This window comes from Bacillus cereus group sp. MG9 (genome assembly GCF_040459995.1).
Lineage (GTDB): Bacteria > Bacillota > Bacilli > Bacillales > Bacillaceae_G > Bacillus_A > Bacillus_A mycoides.
On sequence record NZ_JARVHC010000001.1, the window covers coordinates 4,514,869 to 4,533,373 of the forward strand.

Consider the following 18,505-nt stretch of genomic DNA (forward strand, 5'->3'; position numbering starts at 1 on the left):
TTATTCCATTCCTTTTTGTGTCATACTTTCTTTCAACTTCTCATGTTCTTCTTTTAATTTTATGTAATCGTGTATGACGTTTACCGCCGTCAATACCGCTAGTCTACTCGTATCAAGCGAAGGATTCTTGGCATTGAGTTCGCGCATTTTATCATCCACAATCGCTGCTACCATGCGGATATGACTTGTACTTTCATCGCCAACAACTGAATACTGTTGGCCATATATTTCTACATTAATTCGACTTTTATTTCCCTTTTGTTGTGACAACTCACCGGCCTCCAATCACGTACAGAATCCTAAAGTTTATCATACCATGAACCATCATAATATGGAAACAGAAAGAACAATCCGATATGATAAAAATAACAACATAAAAAAGGAGCGACCATTTTGTCAAATTCTATCGTAATACAAACAAGTTCTACAGTAATTGAAGACATGAAACAACAATACAAACAAGCACTTAGCCCCAAAATTCCGCAAGGCGGTATCTTTATGGCAAAGGTTCCATCTTGCACAATTACAGCCTATAAGTCAGGGAAAGTAATGTTTCAAGGTGGACGTGCTGAAGCAGAGGCTTCTCGTTGGCAAACTGTCTCTCAAACACCAAAATCCGCTGTAAAAAAATCGGTCAATTCGCATCAATATGCACCACCTTCTTCTATTGGTACAATGTCGATTTTAGGGTCCGATGAAGTAGGTACTGGTGATTACTTCGGACCGATGACAGTTGTTGCTGTATATGTAGATGCGAAGCAAATTCCACTTTTAAAAGAACTCGGTGTAAAAGACTCCAAAAACTTAAATGATGCTCAAATTGCTGAGATTGCAAAACAACTCCTTCACGTTGTTCCTTACAGCTCCCTCGTTCTTCATAATGAAAAATATAACGAGCTATTTGATAAAGGAAACAACCAAGGTAAACTAAAAGCTTTACTGCATAACAAAGCCATCACAAACTTATTGACAAAAATCGCGCCTACAAAACCAGAAGGCATTTTAATCGACCAATTTACACAGCCTGATACATACTATAAATATTTAGCAAAACAAAAACAGGTACAGCGTGAAAATGTTTACTTCGCTACAAAAGGTGAAAGTGTCCATTTAGCAGTAGCCGCCGCTTCCATTTTAGCTCGGTACTCATTCGTAAAACAATTTGACGAACTAAGCAAAAAAGCTGGTATGCAACTTCCGAAAGGTGCTGGTAAACAAGTTGATATTGCCGCTGCTAAATTAATTCAAAAAGTCGGTAAAGAAAGACTACCTGAATTTGTGAAAGTGCATTTTGCTAATACAGAGAAGGCGTTTCGCTTATTAAAATAGTATCGACAAAAACAGGAGCCTACAAACTCCTGTTTTTTGTTTCGCTTTAGTCCACTCTACTATCGCCTGTGTATTTTTGTTATAATTAAAATATACATATTTTTCAAACATATGAGTTCCTATTACTACTTCTACAAATGATTCTAAATATTTTACTAGGTGATCCACACGAAAGACAGTTCGAAATTAGAGAAAACATTCAGCTACTAAGTGAACAACCAGTGTTCAACGATTTAATAGAGCGCTATGGCCGATCTTTCTTATTAAACTTTCGGATTCGAAGATTTATCGGGAAACACGATGCCCGCTTGTTAATACATAACCCAGTAAAGCTGCAACACTTCTGTGAGGAACTTGAATTTATGATTAGAAGAAAAAGATTGTTTACATAAGGAGGGAATTCATATGAACGCTGTAAAAGTTAAAAAGTTATTATATGTTTTCGTACACCTCGTAGGCCCGCTTTCTTTCCTCACTATTTCTACCATTTGGGGAGCTTTTTTCACTTCTAAATCCACATTTGAAAATATATCTGATAGTCTTTGTGTGATGGCCATCTATTACGTGCTCATAAGCTTACTGTGGTTTTTCTATTTAGATCGATTAGACAAAGATGTAGATAAAATCACAAAAGAGATTAATGATAATAAGATGTAATACATAAAAAAAGGAGAGCCGCCAAGACTCTCCTTTTTTATGTTAGCTTCGTTTCTGCTTCTTATTTGATGAAGATACTTTATGAGAACCTGTTTCATGTGTCGTCGTTCCTTGTCCTTCTACTTCTGGAGAACCTAGGCTTGATCTTGAATGATCTTTTTTCACTTTTTTACTCATTTATATTCACCCCTTCGCGTTACTTTTTGCTACGAGGTAATAAACTATTCGTAGAGTAGAAAACTGAAACAGATTAAATTTTCTTTAGGGATGGCTTTGCCATCCCTTTTCTGTTTCAGCTTCCCCTCATCAAACCGTACGTGAGGTTTTCCCTCATACGGCTTTCCGATGTTCTTCCTTCTTTGGCGTTCAGTTTTGTTCTATCCTCCTACTTTCACGAGTGCATATGTTGTTTTCTTCATCAAGTCCTTGATACGACCATGTTTCTTTCGAACATTTCTTTTCTTATTCCAAAAAAGGTTAAGTCGTTCTAGGACGTACCAGTCTATTTTACAGAGCCACTTCTGTCCAATTGAAGATAAGCTATAATAATTCTTGAATCCTTGCAGAATTCTATTTAAACCTTTCACCATCTCTTCCAATTGTAAATACAGTTTGTTCCTCGGCTCTGTGTATCTTTTAATGCGTTCCCGCATTTTCCTCATGGCTTTCTGGCTCGGAATATGTGCCATCACATGCACTTTCTTCCCGCCTTTCACATGTTTAGGGTATTTTCGGTGGTGAAATCCTAGAAAATCAAATCCCTCGTTTCCATCCCACGTATTCACTAGCTTCGACTTTTCTGTATGGATTGTAAGTTCTAACTTATTCATAATGGATTGTAGTATCCGAATACTCTCTAATGCTTGTTGTTTTGTTTGACATACGATGACAAAGTCATCCGCATATCGAATTAGTTCCCCCAAATGTTTACACTTCTTTTCCCAAATGGTATCCATATAGTTTAAATATATATTAGAAAGTAATGGAGATATCACGCCACCTTGTGGTGTACCTAATGTCGTTTCATGAAATTGCGCATGTTCCATGATTCCCGCTTTCAACCATTTTCTAATGAGTTTTAACACTCTTCGGTCACTGATTCTTCTTTCTACAAGCCTCATTAATTTGTCATGATTAATATTGTCAAAGTATCCTTGTATGTCTACATCTACAATCCAATGAGATGTTTTACTCGCTTTCCGTATCTTCGATATCGCTTGATGTGCGTTTCGTTTCGGGCGAAACCCATACGAACAGTCTTGAAAATCGGCTTCGAAGATAGGTTCTATCACCAATTTCGTTGCCATTTGTACAACCCTATCCTTGATCGTGGGAATTCCAAGCGGTCTTTGTTTTCCATCACCTTTTGGAATATACATTCTTCTTACAGCTTGTGGATGGTATGATTTACTTTTCAATTCTATATATAATTCATTGAGAAAGTTTCGTTCTCCATATTGATACACGATTTCTTCAATCGTCTGTCCATCAATTCCACCGCTTCCTTGATTTCGTTTTACCCTTCTCCATGCTTCAGCCAATATGTCAGGACGATATATTTTGTCATACAACGCGTGAAACCTACGACTTGAACTTTCTTTGGCACAAAGATATAAAGTCTTCCAAAGTTCTTGAGCTTTTACATCAGTGTAGTTAGCTAGTTTTCCAGCATTCACTCACTCTTACCTCCTTCCAACTTATGAACAAAGTAGAGGTCCTTCCCTACATAACGTTGTGTTGTCGTTATGATATTCAGTACTATGACCTCCTCCGACTCCCTCTTTACAGTCCACCATTTCGTATATGCTTATAGGTTTCCTCTCTCCTTTCTGAAAGAAAGGGCAAAGGAGGGGCTCCCCAGTTCCAGACACTACTTTCTCAACATACCGCCCTCCGTACCCCGAGGGATTCTTCGATGTCGTATTTCCAAGTTCTTTACATCTTCCATGGTCTTCGCCCATATTCACCAGGCTCGACTTCCCTTTGTCCTATTTCTAGGTTGCTTTTAACGAGGCGGCAAGGTTCACTTTATGTTACGGTCTGTTGATTCGCTCGCACTTCTAGTAAAAGTTACTTTGTCACAGGGCTTCAACCTTAGGATTTCTCCACCAGCTGCCTGTCAGCTACTAGGCGACTTGGCTCTTACCTAGGCTGGACTTTCACCAGCAAGCAGTGCCCAGCTTAGCTGGGCACGCAAAATAAAAAGCGAGAGGAAATCCTCTCGCTTTTTTATATCTTAAAACTCAGAAGAACCTGGAGTTCTTGGGAATGGAATTACGTCACGGATGTTAGCCATGCCAGTAATGTACATTAGGAAGCGCTCGAAACCTAGACCGAATCCAGCGTGTTTTGTACCGCCGTATTTTCTAAGTTCTAAGTACCACCAGTAGTCCTCTTCGTTCATACCTAATTCTTTAATTCTGTCTACTAAAACGTCCATTCTTTCTTCACGTTGACTTCCGCCGATTAATTCGCCGATGCCAGGAACTAGAAGGTCAGTAGCTGCTACTGTTTTACCATCTTCGTTCATACGCATGTAGAATGCTTTAATGTCTTTCGGATAGTCAGTTACGAATACAGGGCGTTTGAAGATTTCTTCTGATAAGTATCTTTCGTGCTCTGTTTGTAAGTCAATACCCCATTCTACTGGGTATTTGAATTCAGCACCTGATTCTTGAAGTACTTTAATTGCTTCTGTATAAGTGATGCGACCGAAGTCAGAGTTGATTACGTTGTTCATGCGCTCTAGAACTGTTTTATCAACGAAGCTGTTGAAGAAGTCCATTTCTTCTGGTGCATGCTCTAGTACGTATTTCATTGCATATTTCAGCATATCTTCTGTAAGATCCATTACATCGCCTAACTCAGCGAATGCAATCTCAGGCTCAACCATCCAGAACTCAGCTGCGTGGCGAGTTGTGTTTGAGTTTTCTGCACGGAATGTAGGACCGAATGTGTACACATCACGGAATGCTAACGCATAAGCTTCAGCATTAAGCTGTCCACTTACTGTTAAGTTTGTTTCTTTACCGAAGAAGTCTTTTGATTCGTCAACTTGTCCGTCTTCACCTTTAGGTACGTTGTTTAAATCTTGCGTTGTTACGCGGAACATTTCGCCTGCACCTTCTGTATCACTACCAGTGATGATTGGTGTGTGAACATGTACGAATCCACGCTCTTGGAAGAACTGGTGAATCGCAAATGCTGCGATAGAACGCACACGGAACGTTGCAGAGAATGCATTTGTTCTTGGACGTAAGTGAGCGATTGTACGTAAATATTCAAACGTATGACGCTTCTTTTGAAGTGGGTAATCAGAGTCTGATAAGCCCTCGATATCAATTTTTTCTGCTTTAATTTCAAATGGTTGCTTCGCTCCAGGCGTTGCAATTACTTTACCTTCTACTTTAACTGAAGAGCTTAGTGGAAGCTTTGCAATTTCTTTGAAGTTCTCTAATTCTGTATCGAAAACGATTTGAACACCTTTGAAGAAGCTACCGTCGTTTAATTCGATGAAACCAAATGCTTTTGAATCACGTAAGTTACGAATCCAACCCGATACTTGTACTGTTTGATCTGCGTATTTATCTGTATCTCTATACAGACTTTTTACTAATGTGTTTTCCATAGTAAAATTCTCCTTTACTCATATATTTAAATACAAAAAAACCTTTCATCCATAAAGGGACGAAAGGTTAAACTTCGCGGTACCACCCAATTTGTCATAAAGACCAACTTTAACTCGTATGTAATACATACTTCCCGGTTTGTAACAGGCCGAATTCCCGTCTAAGTCTACTCTTGAATACAAGTTTCAATTTCGGTTAGCAACTCCAAGGTGTTCTTCACATATACCGCCTCATCAGGCTCTCACCGTCCCTGACTCGCTTTGGATTATAGTATATACTACTTTTCCTTATCATCGTCTTTCGTTTTGTTAAACTAAAATTAATGTACTACATTCGAGAGAAAGATGCAAGATGCCAGAAAATATATCAGCGATTTTTATAATATATCGACTTACCGACATTTTCCGACAATCGTGCCATAAAAAAATTGCCGGACTTAATCCGGCAATTTTTTATTACTTACGTAACTCCGCACCAAATTTCTCTTCTACCGCTGTTAATACACGGTTATGTGCTTCTGTTACTTCTTCGTCTGTTAATGTACGTTCTGCATCGAAGTAGTTCATAGAGAATGCAAGTGATTTCTTGCCTTCTTCCATTTTTTCACCTTCGTATAAGTCGAATAGTGCTACGTCTTTCAGAAGTTCTCCGCCAGCTTCAGCAATGACTTGCTTCATTTCACCAGCTTTTGTTTCTGTTGTTACTACAACAGCCATATCACGTGTCATAGATGGGAAACGTGGAATTGCTAAGTAGTAAGTTTCCTCAGCGTCTGCACCGAATACTTTTGCAAGAGATAATTCGAATACGAATGTATTTTTCACATCTAATTGTTTTTCTGTTTCCGGGTGCAATTGACCGATGAATCCGATTGCTTCACCATCTAATACGATGTCAGCTGTACGGCCTGGGTGCATACCTTCACGTTTTGCTGGTGCATAAGTGATTTGATTTGCCACACCAAGTACGTCGAATAATCCTTCTAATACACCTTTAACAACGAAGAAGTCTACAACTTTCTTCTCACCTTGCCATGCATGGTGAAGAGCAAGACCTGTCATAACACCTGCAAGATGTTGTTCTTCTTTCGGAAGTTCTCCTGCTTCTGTTGGTAAGAAGATAGAACCTACTTCATATAATGCAACGCTGTCGTTTTTACGTGCAACATTGTATGAAACTGCTTCTAACAATTGTGGCACTAAGCTTAAACGAAGTTGGCTACGCTCTTCGCTCATTGGAAGCGCAAGATTTACAGGAGCTTTTTCGTTCGGCTCAATCATATATTGTTTCGCTTTGTCAGCGCTTGTTAATGAATATGTGATTGCTTCATATAAACCAGCACCTTCTAGGAAGCGGCGTACTTTACGACGTTTCGTTTGTGCTGATGTTAATTTACCACGTGTCATTGTTCCAGATGGTAATGTAACTGGAATGTGATCATAACCATACAGACGACCTACTTCTTCTACTAAGTCTTCTGAAATTGTAATGTCAGGACGACGTGCTGGTACATTTACATGGAATGTTCCTTCTACTTCTGTGAATGGGAATTTTAAGTTTGTGAACATTGTACCCATTTCACTCGCAGAAATATCTGTACCTAATACACGGTTTACTTTTTCAGCTGTAACAGATACTGTACGTTCTTGTACTTGTAAGTTATCAGCTTCTACTACACCTTCAAGTGCTTCTCCACCAGCGTATTTTGCCATTAAAGCAGCTGCATGTTGAATTGCTTCAAATGTACGTGTTGGGTCGATTCCTTTTTCAAAACGTGCACTTGATTCGCTACGAAGACCTAAGTCTTTTGATGTACGACGCACTGTTTGACCTGCAAAGTATGCAGACTCAATTAGAACGTTTACTGTCTCGCTATCAACTTCAGAATCCGCTCCGCCCATTACACCAGCAACAGCTAACGCTTTTGTGCCGTTTGTAATTACAAGATGGTGGCTTTGTAACGTACGTTCTTGAGCATCTAATGTTTGAATCTTTTCGCCTTCTTTTGCAAGACGAACAACGATTTCTTTTGAACCTAATTTATCGTAATCGAATGCATGTAACGGTTGACCGTATTCCATTAAAATGTAGTTTGTAATATCAACTACATTACTAATTGGACGAATGCCAGCTGCCATAAGACGAGTTTGCATCCACATTGGTGATGGACCAATCTTTACGTTCTTCACCATTTTTGCAATATATAATGGGTTTTCTTCTTTCGCTTCTACACTTACAGAAATGTAATCAGAAGTTTTTTCTGCTGTTTCTTGTAAGTCGATAGCTGGAAGTTTTACTTCACGGCCGTAAATAGCAGCTACTTCATATGCAACACCTAACATGTTTAAGCAATCTGCACGGTTTGGTGTTAAACCAAGCTCAAGTACTTCATCATGTAAATTTAAAATTTCAAGTGCATCTGCACCAACTTCAGCATCACTTGGGAAGATGAAGATACCGTCTGCATATTCTTTCGCAACGAATTTCCCATCAATACCAAGCTCTTGAAGAGCACAAACCATACCGTGAGAAGCTTCCCCGCGTAGTTTTGCTTTTTTAATTTTGAAGTTACCAGGAAGTACAGCGCCAACTTTTGCAACTGGTACTTTTAAACCTTTTGCAATGTTAGCAGCTCCACAAATAATTTGAACCGGTTCTTCTTCACCGATATCGATTAAGCATTTGCTTAATTTATCAGCTTCTGGGTGTTTTTCACATTCTAATACGTGACCAACTACAACACCTTTTACACCTTTATTTAATACTTCAACACCTTCTACTTCAATACCACTTTTCGTGATTTTGTCTGCTAGTTCTTGTGCTGTTACATCTTTAATATCTACATACTCTTGTAACCAACGATATGATACGAACATATTTATCCTCTCCTTCCCTTACGCTCGTTTGAATTGTTGTAAGAAACGTACATCATTTGTATAGAAATGACGAATGTCATCTACGCCGTATTTCAACATTGCGATACGCTCTGCGCCCATACCGAATGCGAAACCTTGATATTCTTTTGAATCATAACCAGCCATTTCAAGTACGTTCGGGTGAACCATACCTGCTCCTAAAATTTCGATCCAGCCAGTCCCTTTACAAGTGCCACAACCTTTACCGTGACACATCATACAAGAAATATCCATCTCTACAGACGGCTCTGTGAATGGGAAGAAACTTGGACGAAGACGGATTTCACGATCTTCACCGAACATCTTTTTCACGAATACTTGCAGTGTACCTTTTAAGTCACTCATGCGAATGTTTTTATCAATTACAAGACCTTCAATTTGCATGAATTGGTGTGAATGCGTTGCATCATCGTCATCGCGGCGATACACTTTACCAGGACAAATAATTTTAATCGGTCCTTTTTCTTTATTCTTTTCCATCGTACGTGCTTGCACAGAAGATGTATGTGTACGTAGTAACGTTTCTTCTGTAATGTAGAATGTATCTTGCATATCACGCGCTGGGTGATCTTTCGGTAAGTTTAATGCTTCGAAGTTGTAGTAGTCTTTTTCTACTTCTGTTCCTTCAGCTACTTCATAACCCATACCGATGAATACATCTTCAATTTGTTCAACAACTGCTGTTAACGGATGGTGACAACCTGTTTCAACAGGACGACCTGGCAGTGTAACATCAATTGTTTCAGTAGCTAATTTCGCCTCAATTACTGCTTTTTCTAAGTTACCAATTTTGTCTTCTAGACGCGTTTGAATCGCTTCACGTACTTCATTTACTAATGCTCCCATACGTGGACGCTCTTCTGCTGATAATTTTCCCATGCCGCGTAATACTTCTGTAATTGGACCTTTTTTCCCTAAATACGCTACGCGTACGTCGTTTAAGCCCTTTAGCTCTTTCGCTTCTTCAATAAGCTCTAACGCTTTTTGCTTTAGCTCTTTTAAACGTGCTTCCATTTGGAACCCTCCTAATTTTAAAAATAAAAAAACCCCGCTCCCAAAAAGGGACGAGGTAAATTCGCGGTACCACCCTAAATTGACAGAACAAGTCTGCCCACTCATTAGTTATAACGATCAATTCTGACCGGAACGCCTTTACATATAAATGGTCCTGGCGCCAACTCCAGAGGTGAATTCACTTCCATCTACCATAAGAATGCTTTCAGTCTACGGCACTCTCTCCCTATATGGCGATTTTGTAAGCTACTCTTCTCTATCAACGTTTTTCATTAATATACTTTTATTATATGTTCAAAAAAGTTCGATACTCATTTCACCACTTTTTTATGAACATGCACTTCAACTTATTATAAGAAGTTTTTTATCGATTCGCAACTGGGCTTTGTAAATAATACGTTAAAATCCCTGCTGCAACCGCAACATTTAATGATTCTGCCCCGCCGTAAATCGGAATATACAAGTTTTGATCACTTTTCGCAAGAATTTCTTGGCGTACGCCGCTTCCTTCATTCCCTACAATTAATGCAAAACTTCCAGCCGGGGTTACTTCAGCAAATGGAACTCCATTTTCAAGAGCTGTTCCATATACAGGGACGTTATTTTCTTTTAACTTGTCTACCCATTCTTCTAAGTTCCCTTTTACAACCGGTAAGTGGAAAATAGAACCTTGTGTAGATCGTAGTACTTTACTATTATAAACATCAACGCACCCTTCTCCAAGCACAACGGCATGAATACCAGCTGCATCCGCTGTACGAATAATCGTTCCCAAATTACCTGGGTCTTGAAGGCCGTCTAATAAAAGAAATTTCCCATCAGTAAGAGCTACTTCTTTCTCATGTTTCTCACAAACAGCAAATACACCTTGCGTTGTTTCTGTTTCGCGAAGTACTTTTACAATTGCTTCAGGCACAATATACATTTCAACATCATTAACTGTCCAATCTTTCGGAAGATCTGTCTGATCTGAAACGATAAGTTCTGTTACAACTCCTGCCTTTAACGCTTCCTCTACTAAATGGAATCCTTCTACAAAAAATAAAGCTTTGTTATCGCGCTCTTTTTTCGTCTGCAGCTTTTTCCACTGCTTCACACGCGGGTTTTGTACTGAATCAATGTTTTTCATAATATGTATTTCCCTCTCTTCTTGTCTTATCATTATAGCCTATTTTTCATACATATTTACATAAAAAAGAACAAAAACTAACGTCAGTTTCAATTCTGAAGAAGAGGTGAAGATAATGAGTTTTAATTTACGCGGCGCGGTATTAGCGAATGTATCTGGAAATTCACAAGACCAATTACAAGAAACGATTGTCGATGCAATTCAAAGCGGTGAAGAAAAAATGCTTCCAGGTCTTGGCGTTTTATTCGAAGTCATTTGGAAAAATGCTGATGAAAATGAAAAACACGAAATGTTAGGAACACTGGAGCAAGGATTAAAAAAATAAGCAATAAAAGGTCACCTTAGAAAAAAACTAAGGTGACCTTTTATGTCTATAAAATTTTTCTTCTCCTAAACATTTCTACTTTACTAACGCTACCCCGATGGAGTACAATGTTCAAAATACATTTAAACCGATCGATTTTTCTTCATGTACATCATTAGATAAAAGGAGTGAATGTTTTATGCAACGTATTACGCTTGAACAAGTTTTTAAACATCACATTACACAAAAATATGTAAACCGTTCTGGAATGGTCCACGCGATTGCTGTCGCTTACCATGCGTTTCACTTAGCCAAAAAGCATCACGCCTCAGTCGATGCTGCGACAAAGGCTGGCTTCCTTCATGATATCGGACATCATACGTGGTACACAGGCGGCGAATGGGACTATGACTTGTATAAAAAGAATGATATACATGCGATTAAAGGGGCAGAAAGATCTCATAAATTGCTTATTAGATTAGGAGAACATCCTAAACTAGCAAAAGAAATTTCTATTGCGATTCTTCTTCATACAGATTCTTTCTTAGTACAGCAAGAAATTGAAAGAACATCTCTTCAAAACATTATTAAATGGGCAGACGAAGCAGATGAAGAACCGGGCGGAGCGCACCATTATAGAACGATTTCTTACGAAAAAGCACTTAAAGCTATTCAGCAATTAGACCGATTGGTAGAGCGTGAATTACAAATAGAGCAAAAGAAATTGAATGACAAGGCAGAACATAGTTATCAATGAGAAAGAGGCATCACTATAGGGTGATACCTCTTTTATTATTTTGCGAAAAATACACCTTTGTATGTAATATTTAAATGTTACACTCAAAAGCAAAATACTTTATAATTAAATATACAAATATAAAGAGGTGATTTTACAAATGCAACCCGCTACACAACTTTCTAATGAACAGAAATACTCTATGTCATGGGGACAATTTATTAGCTCCGTTTTATTCGCTTTTTTCGGAACCGGACTTATTACTGTGTTCCTCGCAATGCCCTTAACAATTTATACAGCCGGTCTTACAGATAAAAAACAAATTGCCCTGTATGAATCTATTGCAAATACTGCAAGTATCGTATTACAACTAGCCGTGTTGTTATTCTTCATTTTTAAATTCGAACCCGCAAAAAAATTACTACTAAAATCTTTTAACTTTAAAGTACTTAAAGAATGGCGTACATACGTATACTTACTTCTTTTCTTCGCTATAAACATTATACTCAATTACATCTTGTTAAATTATGTGTTCCAAGACGCAACAAAGCAGCAATCTTCCGCACTAAACTTAGACGTTTTTAAGCAGTATCAAATATTATTACTTCTCGGCTTCGCTATACTCACACCAATTTTTGAAGAGCTTATTTTCCGTGGTTTTATACTTCGCTTCTTCTCAGAACGCTTTCCATTTTGGATTGCAGCCATCATAACAAGCTTCTTCTTCGGTATCGCTCATACATACTCACTTGGAGTAATGGTAATTACTTTCTTCATGGGATTATTAATGGCTATTTTATGTAAAAAAACAAAATCCATTATTCCAGCTATGTTATTTCATATTATGAATAATATGTTGGCATTCTTGAGTTAAAAAGAGGTATCATCGCGATACCTCTTTCACTCTTTTATCACAACTTCAAACTCTTCTTCCGTTAACACTTTTCGGTACTTCGTTTTCTTTTCTCCCTCTTCACCAGAAGTTAGAACAGGGGTCAGTACAATTTTCGTTACACTGTCCTCTAGCTTTTCAAAACGCCAATAACTATTTTCCGCTAATGTATGACCTGAAACTGGTTTTAACTCTTTTCCATCTTGATCTTTTACAGTAAATGTCACATCTAACTTTGTTCCGTTCATCATTTTATAATTTAACTTCGTAGATACAGGAGACACTTTCAAATCTTCCACTTCTATTGTTTGACCATTTTCCAATTTAAAATGTTTATGGATTGGGATTGTTTTCGTTTCAGCTTTTAATTTGTCTCCAGATGCCTTAAAGGAAAAGCCCCATTCTCCTTTTATTGAGGTTTTATCTTTTAACGGCATAAGTCTTCTATATATAATTTGTATATCTAGTTCCCCATCCAATTCCATTGGCTTCATTTGTGAATCTTTCAAATTTGTAGTAGTAAAAAATGTGTATGTATAATCATTTACTCTTTGTTTACCTCCACCACCACTACCATTTAACTCTTTTCCATTTATATAAACATCTGGGTACGGTAAAAAAATATCTCCCAGATTAACACTGTTAGACTTAAACGTACTATTAACAATAATCTGCCCTTCATCTATCATCACTTCATCTAACCTTACTTCTACACCGTTATCATAAACCGTTTGTCCTATTGTCGTTTTATATTCTTTTAAAGGTTCTCCTCTACTGTTTACGTAGTCTTCCATTTTACTTCCGATTAACGGTATATCTGCAATCATCCTTCTCATATCTACAGTCATCATCATGATAAATAATGCCGCAGCCGATGTTACAATAGCTATATTACGTTTCGTATGACCTTTGTTCTTTCTTATCTTTTTGCTAATTCGCTTTTGTATTTTCTTTTTCTCTATATGAGTTAAGTTAACTTCTTTATATTCATTTTCATCAATTTTTATATCATTTAACATTTCATACGGATCTTTCATTTCCTTCACCTCTTTTCTTATTTACTTCATTCGATTATGTAAAAATAATGCCCTTAGCTTCTTCCGGCCTCTCGACAGACGATTGTATATAAAAGAAGTTTTCATCCCCATTTTCTCTGCAATATCTTCTACACTGTCTTCTTCAACGTAATGCTTCATAAAGATTTCTTTATCGTTCTTCTTTAAATGATCTAATATATGTTCCATATCATTACTAATTTCATTTTTAGTAGTATCGGTATGTACCGCTATTTCACCTATTTGATCTAATCCTTTTTCATTTACTGTCTTCGCATATTTCCTCGCATAATCGATAGATTTATATTTTGTAATAGCTGCAATCCAATTTTTTAAAGTATTTTTCTCCTCATCATACTTTTCAATATGATTCCAAATTGCCAATAACACATCATCCATGCATTCCTCTTGTACATCTTGAAAAGAGGCTAAATGCTTCTGAATAATACTTTTTATAAGTCCGCCGTACCGGTCGATAATAAAATATAATGCTTTTTCGTTCCTTTTCCGTAGTTGCATTGCAACGTTCTCTTCTGTAATTTTCATATGTCCCCTCCTCTCTAACGTTCTCTACATCTATTAATTCGTATCGTTGCTTCTCATTTCTATCAATTTATACATATTTATTAATAATATCCAAAATAAACCTCATGTAGTAAAATATAACTTAATTCACTTAAAGGAGTTTACATATGTTCAGTATTATTTGGATACTTTTTACGCCACTTCTCTTACTATGCGGGATTGCTGGTGGTATTTTTTTAATGGTAACAGGAATTAAATATCGGAAATTACTTGTTATCTTAATGGGGATTATTTGCTTTTCATTCGTTATAATGCCTTTTATTTTTTTGAACAAAGGGATCAATGGAGAGACCGTTCTCCACATTCCACCTGTCCTATATTGGATACTTTTCTCTCTAGCTGGTTTATTAGCAGGATTGAATGGGGTACGTTCAAAAATTAAGAGTATACGCAACATGGGATTCATTATTTTCTCAATAGGACTGTTTGCAGCTATTTGCTATCAACTCATGTCCATGCCTGATTCATCTTTTATTCGTTAAGGAGTTATTACATATGGAATCTACCAACTTATTTATTTGGCTTATCTTAGCCCCTATTTTGTTATTATGTGAAGGCATCGTTGGCATTTTTTTAATTGCTGCCGGAATGAAATATCGAAAATCATTTATCGGTATAGCTGGTTTAATTAGCATATCGCTTATCGTTGTTCCTATCATTTGTATAAGTTTTGGAATAGATTTAGAGGGGGTGGTTCCAATTTCAGGAACTTTATATTGGTGTTTCTTCTCTTTAGCTGGACTATTAGCTATTATAAGCGGAGGGCAAATATCGAGTATTCGTTCTATGGGGACAATTTTGTTTATAACAGGGCTGTGCTCCGTAACTGGTTATCATTTTTTATATCTCACTCTTTAAAAAGACAAAAAAGCAGGGAAATTAATTCCCTGCTTTTCTATTTGGTTTATTGCCTGATGGTAAGAAGAACGATAACACCCAAGCAATACCGGCTAATATAGTTGCAATTAAGAAGGCATCGTTAATACCGTTAATTGCAGATAGCTTTGAAATTTGTCCGAATAATAGTTGTGTACTCATCGCATCTCCTGCTTGAGCTGATCCGGCTAATGCCGCTAAGCTTTGGCCCATACCGTGTACTTTATCAACTAAAATCGGGTTTGACGTTGTTAACATATTGCCGTAATCCGCTACGTGAGCAGTAGTTTGTTGCGTCATAAGCGTGATTAATATCGCTGTTCCAATTGAACCAGCTACTTGTCTTGACGTATTTTGCGTTGCTGTACCGTGAGAAATTAATTTCATCGGCAGTGCATTCATACCAGCTGTCATAATTGGCATCATAATGAATGACATACCAATTGAGCGTATAATATAATCCGTCATAATAACGCTATACGGTGTATCCATCGATAACGTTGTAAATTTATATGTCGCAAATGTTGTAATGGCTAATCCGACAATTGCTAACGGACGAATACCATACTTATCAAATAGTTTACCTGCAACTGGTCCCATGATCCCCATAATTAATGATCCTGGAAGTAATAATAAACCAGATTCCATCGGTGTAAAACCGCGAATGTTTTGCAAGTATACTGGAAGTAATAACATACCTCCGAATAAGGCCATCGTTACAATCGCGTTAATTACTAATGTGAAAGTGAACGTCGGATATTTAAACACTTGTAAATCAAGCATTTTATTGTCTGTTGTTAACTCTCTCCAAATAAATACAGCTAAACCAATGACACCGATGATAAGTGTTATAACAACTTCTGCACTAGTCCAGCCATTATTTCCAGCTTCACTAAATCCGTACAGTAAGCTACCTAGTCCAATACTTGAACTAATAACACCGAATACATCTAACTTTGTTTTAGACACTGGCTGAGCTAGTGTAAAGAATTTAAAAGATAAGAACGTAATAATTAAACCGATAACAAACATCCCATAGAACATTAAGTTCCAGCTATAGTTTTCAATTACCCAACCTGTTACAGTTGGTCCGATAGCTGGTGCTAAAATCATCGCTACCCCAAGTAACCCCATAGCTGCTCCGCGTTTATTAGGCGGGAATAATGTCATGAAGATATTCATACCAACTGGCATTAAAATACCTGCACCAACCGCTTGAACAACACGGCCTGTCATCATCATTGTAAAGTTTCCTGATGTAGCACAAATAATAGATCCTACAGTGAAGAATAACATTGCTGCTATGAATAATTTACGATACGTAAATCGTGAAACTAAAAATGCACTGATTGGTACTAAAATTCCGTTTACAAGCATGAAGCCTGTAATTAACCATTGTGCTGTTGAAGTTGATACGTTAAATTCATTCATTAATGGAGGCAGTGCAACATTAATGATCGTTTGGTTTAAAATAGAAACGAACATACCGAGAATTAATACAGCTACAACTGCCTTTACATTCACATTCTCTACCGGCAATTGTCTCTTCAGCATTTCTTTTTCCCGTTTTACTTGCTCTTGCTTCCCTGTTTCTAATTCCACTACGTTAGAAGCTTCTGTTTCTTGTTTTTGTTCAAGTTCTTTCTCTACTGTTTCTGCTTGACTTACTTCTATCTTACTTACGGCTGGGACTTGTTCTTCTCCCACATTCGTTTTTTTCTTTCGTAAAAGACGATTTACAAGGAAGAAGACGATTATACAAAATAGTGCATATCCTACAATTGCAATTGAGGACATCTCATCTCCCCCTTACTTATGAATACGAACTGACACATTCATTCCAGGAACAATATTTACTGATTTACTATGATCTAAAGAAACTTTAACTGGTACAACTTGCTTTACTTTCGTATAGTTCGCTGTTGCGTTACTTGATGGTAACATCGAGAATGTATTCGCTGTTGTTAATCCAACTTGTTCTACTTTTCCCGTTAACGTTGTATCTGGGTATGCGTCTACATACACATCTACTGTTTGACCTTTTTGAACATCATCAATATTTGTTTCTTCAATATTTGCTGTTACCCATAAATTGCTCATATCAAATGCATAAGCAATTGGGCTACCTGCCCCAACGAACGCATTAGTTGTTGCATTTGATTGTACAACTGTTGCATTTTGCGGAATTGTTACATCTACTGTTTGCTCACCATTTGCTCCTGCTACAGTAACCGCACCTAATTTATCGTTCTCATTGTAGTTTTTTCCTACTTCAGCTTTCCAGTCTGTTAATTTACCTGCTACTGGTGATGCAATTGGGATTACTTTCCCGTCAATCTTTGCATTTTCTGTTTTTAAATAGTTTTCCGATTGATTGTAATAGTAATAACCGCCAATACCGCCGCCAACTAATACAATTAATGTGATAATGTTGATAATTACCATTCTTCGAAACTGATTCATTGCATTCCTCTCCTTATATCGCATATAATTTTTTTCTAAACTATTTACATCCTTAGTGTTTATATTGTTTAATTGTTAATTATATTAACCTTTAAACAAAAAAAGCACACCTTTTACGACGCAAACTATGTTTTGTCTGCATCCTAGCGGTGCTGATTTCTAAAGGACTATCGTTTATAATTATAAATAATTATCCCGAATCTACAACCAACAATTTAAACCTATATGTTGTTTAAACAACATTACACTATACATGTGTTGTTTAAGGTTAAAAAATTAAACGAGGTGAAGTAAAAATGTCTATTAAAAATACAAATGATCCACGTGTAAAACGAACGAGACAACTCATACAGGATGCTTTTGTCGCTTTAGTAGGCGAAAAGGGCTTCGAAAATGTAACTGTGCAACATATCGCGGAACGCGCTCCTGTAAATCGTGCTACATTTTATAGCCATTACCATGATAAATATGATTTATTAGAAAAAAGCATAGAAGAAATGTTAGAAAAACTAGCTGCAGTAATTAAACCACAAAATCGAAATAAAGAAGATTTTCAGCTCACTTTTGATTCACCGCATCCAACTTTTTTAGCTTTATTTGAGCATATCGCAGATAATACTAATTTCTATAACGTTATGCTCGGCGATAAGGCAGCTGGAAACTATTCTTATAAAATGATGAAAACAATTCAAACACATTTAACATTAAGCCTATCTATTTCCCAGCCAGATGATGAAGACCTTATGGTCCCTCGTGATATTCTTATTAGTTATGTTACAGGCGCTCATATCGGAATGATTATGTCATGGTTAAAAAGAGGCATGATTTATACCCCACATTTCATGGCAATGCAATTAACTCGCTTAATTATTTTAGGAGCTCATACTGCAGCAGGATTAGAAAGACCGTTTTAAAAATGAA

Annotated in this window: 20 protein-coding genes and 2 other annotated features; of the genes, 9 read left to right on the forward strand and 11 right to left on the reverse strand. The window is 37.1% G+C overall.

What is annotated here, in order from left to right:
• Window positions 1-270: a cell division protein ZapA gene (gene zapA, locus QCI77_RS23180; protein ID WP_002088902.1), complete on the reverse strand. Its 270-nt coding sequence runs from the start codon at window positions 268-270 to the stop codon at window positions 1-3.
• Window positions 271-393: 123 nt separating this feature from the next.
• On the opposite strand from zapA, the gene rnhC reads away from it, so the two are divergent.
• From rnhC to QCI77_RS23195, 3 genes are all read left to right on the forward strand, one after another.
• Window positions 394-1,329, forward strand: a complete 936-nt coding sequence (gene rnhC / locus QCI77_RS23185; RefSeq protein WP_002034244.1) for a ribonuclease HIII — start codon at window positions 394-396, stop codon at window positions 1,327-1,329.
• Between the two features lie 137 nt (window positions 1,330-1,466).
• Window positions 1,467-1,721: a hypothetical protein gene (locus QCI77_RS23190; RefSeq protein ID WP_080683295.1), complete on the forward strand. Its 255-nt coding sequence runs from the start codon at window positions 1,467-1,469 to the stop codon at window positions 1,719-1,721.
• A gap of 13 nt (window positions 1,722-1,734) precedes the next feature.
• Entirely contained in the window at window positions 1,735-1,986 is a 252-nt protein-coding gene (locus QCI77_RS23195; RefSeq protein ID WP_033709472.1) for a hypothetical protein, read from the forward strand.
• A gap of 42 nt (window positions 1,987-2,028) precedes the next feature.
• On the opposite strand, the gene QCI77_RS23200 is transcribed toward QCI77_RS23195, so the two are convergent.
• The 6 genes from QCI77_RS23200 to QCI77_RS23225 all read right to left on the reverse strand — a co-directional run bounded on the left by QCI77_RS23200 (window position 2,029) and on the right by QCI77_RS23225 (window position 10,706).
• Window positions 2,029-2,163, reverse strand: coding sequence for a YuzL family protein (locus QCI77_RS23200; RefSeq protein ID WP_000039594.1), 135 nt, complete (start codon window positions 2,161-2,163; stop codon window positions 2,029-2,031).
• A gap of 200 nt (window positions 2,164-2,363) precedes the next feature.
• Window positions 2,364-3,662: a group II intron reverse transcriptase/maturase gene (gene ltrA / locus QCI77_RS23205; RefSeq protein WP_088031616.1), complete on the reverse strand. Its 1,299-nt coding sequence runs from the start codon at window positions 3,660-3,662 to the stop codon at window positions 2,364-2,366.
• Window positions 3,663-4,222: 560 nt separating this feature from the next.
• Window positions 4,223-5,614 carry an asparagine--tRNA ligase gene (gene asnS / locus QCI77_RS23210; protein WP_002034242.1) on the reverse strand — a complete coding sequence of 464 codons (1,392 nt, stop codon included), beginning with the start codon at window positions 5,612-5,614 and terminating at the stop codon, window positions 4,223-4,225.
• Between the two features lie 52 nt (window positions 5,615-5,666).
• Window positions 5,667-5,918: a binding site (T-box leader), on the reverse strand.
• A 152-nt stretch (window positions 5,919-6,070) separates the two neighbouring features.
• Window positions 6,071-8,491: a phenylalanine--tRNA ligase subunit beta gene (gene pheT / locus QCI77_RS23215; protein WP_340778686.1), complete on the reverse strand. Its 2,421-nt coding sequence runs from the start codon at window positions 8,489-8,491 to the stop codon at window positions 6,071-6,073.
• Window positions 8,492-8,509: 18 nt separating this feature from the next.
• Window positions 8,510-9,544, reverse strand: coding sequence for a phenylalanine--tRNA ligase subunit alpha (gene pheS, locus QCI77_RS23220; protein ID WP_002015457.1), 1,035 nt, complete (start codon window positions 9,542-9,544; stop codon window positions 8,510-8,512).
• Between the two features lie 43 nt (window positions 9,545-9,587).
• Window positions 9,588-9,816: a binding site (T-box leader), on the reverse strand.
• A gap of 92 nt (window positions 9,817-9,908) precedes the next feature.
• Window positions 9,909-10,706 carry a TrmH family RNA methyltransferase gene (locus QCI77_RS23225; protein ID WP_002034240.1) on the reverse strand — a complete coding sequence of 266 codons (798 nt, stop codon included), beginning with the start codon at window positions 10,704-10,706 and terminating at the stop codon, window positions 9,909-9,911.
• A gap of 82 nt (window positions 10,707-10,788) precedes the next feature.
• Between QCI77_RS23225 and sspI the strand changes: the two genes are divergently transcribed.
• The 3 genes from sspI (at window position 10,789) to QCI77_RS23240 (ending at window position 12,587) form a co-directional block, all read left to right on the forward strand.
• Complete coding sequence (sspI, locus tag QCI77_RS23230) at window positions 10,789-10,998, forward strand: small acid-soluble spore protein SspI (protein WP_000009511.1); 210 nt, start codon at window positions 10,789-10,791, stop codon at window positions 10,996-10,998.
• A gap of 178 nt (window positions 10,999-11,176) precedes the next feature.
• Window positions 11,177-11,734: an HD domain-containing protein gene (locus QCI77_RS23235; RefSeq protein ID WP_002143328.1), complete on the forward strand. Its 558-nt coding sequence runs from the start codon at window positions 11,177-11,179 to the stop codon at window positions 11,732-11,734.
• A gap of 139 nt (window positions 11,735-11,873) precedes the next feature.
• Window positions 11,874-12,587: a CPBP family intramembrane glutamic endopeptidase gene (locus QCI77_RS23240; RefSeq protein ID WP_002167594.1), complete on the forward strand. Its 714-nt coding sequence runs from the start codon at window positions 11,874-11,876 to the stop codon at window positions 12,585-12,587.
• Window positions 12,588-12,613: 26 nt separating this feature from the next.
• Here the strand turns inward: QCI77_RS23240 and QCI77_RS23245 are convergent, their stop codons facing one another.
• Window positions 12,614-13,642 (reverse strand): DUF4179 domain-containing protein, encoded by a 1,029-nt coding sequence (locus QCI77_RS23245; RefSeq protein WP_353825519.1) that lies wholly within the window; start codon window positions 13,640-13,642, stop codon window positions 12,614-12,616.
• 21 nt (window positions 13,643-13,663) lie between these two features.
• Window positions 13,664-14,206 (reverse strand): sigma-70 family RNA polymerase sigma factor, encoded by a 543-nt coding sequence (locus tag QCI77_RS23250; protein WP_002034234.1) that lies wholly within the window; start codon window positions 14,204-14,206, stop codon window positions 13,664-13,666.
• Between the two features lie 146 nt (window positions 14,207-14,352).
• On the opposite strand from QCI77_RS23250, the gene QCI77_RS23255 reads away from it, so the two are divergent.
• Complete coding sequence (locus QCI77_RS23255; protein WP_002034233.1) at window positions 14,353-14,727, forward strand: hypothetical protein; 375 nt, start codon at window positions 14,353-14,355, stop codon at window positions 14,725-14,727.
• A 13-nt stretch (window positions 14,728-14,740) separates the two neighbouring features.
• On the forward strand, window positions 14,741-15,103 hold the full coding sequence (locus QCI77_RS23260; protein ID WP_240380533.1) for an ammonia permease: 363 nt from the start codon (window positions 14,741-14,743) through the stop codon (window positions 15,101-15,103).
• 21 nt (window positions 15,104-15,124) lie between these two features.
• Here the strand turns inward: QCI77_RS23260 and QCI77_RS23265 are convergent, their stop codons facing one another.
• Both QCI77_RS23265 and QCI77_RS23270 read right to left on the reverse strand, forming a co-directional pair.
• Window positions 15,125-16,918: a DHA2 family efflux MFS transporter permease subunit gene (locus QCI77_RS23265; protein WP_353825520.1), complete on the reverse strand. Its 1,794-nt coding sequence runs from the start codon at window positions 16,916-16,918 to the stop codon at window positions 15,125-15,127.
• A 12-nt stretch (window positions 16,919-16,930) separates the two neighbouring features.
• Complete coding sequence (locus QCI77_RS23270; RefSeq protein ID WP_002143336.1) at window positions 16,931-17,584, reverse strand: HlyD family secretion protein; 654 nt, start codon at window positions 17,582-17,584, stop codon at window positions 16,931-16,933.
• Between the two features lie 296 nt (window positions 17,585-17,880).
• Between QCI77_RS23270 and QCI77_RS23275 the strand changes: the two genes are divergently transcribed.
• Window positions 17,881-18,498, forward strand: a complete 618-nt coding sequence (locus tag QCI77_RS23275; protein ID WP_002015467.1) for a TetR/AcrR family transcriptional regulator — start codon at window positions 17,881-17,883, stop codon at window positions 18,496-18,498.
• Window positions 18,499-18,505 lie beyond the last annotated feature (7 nt).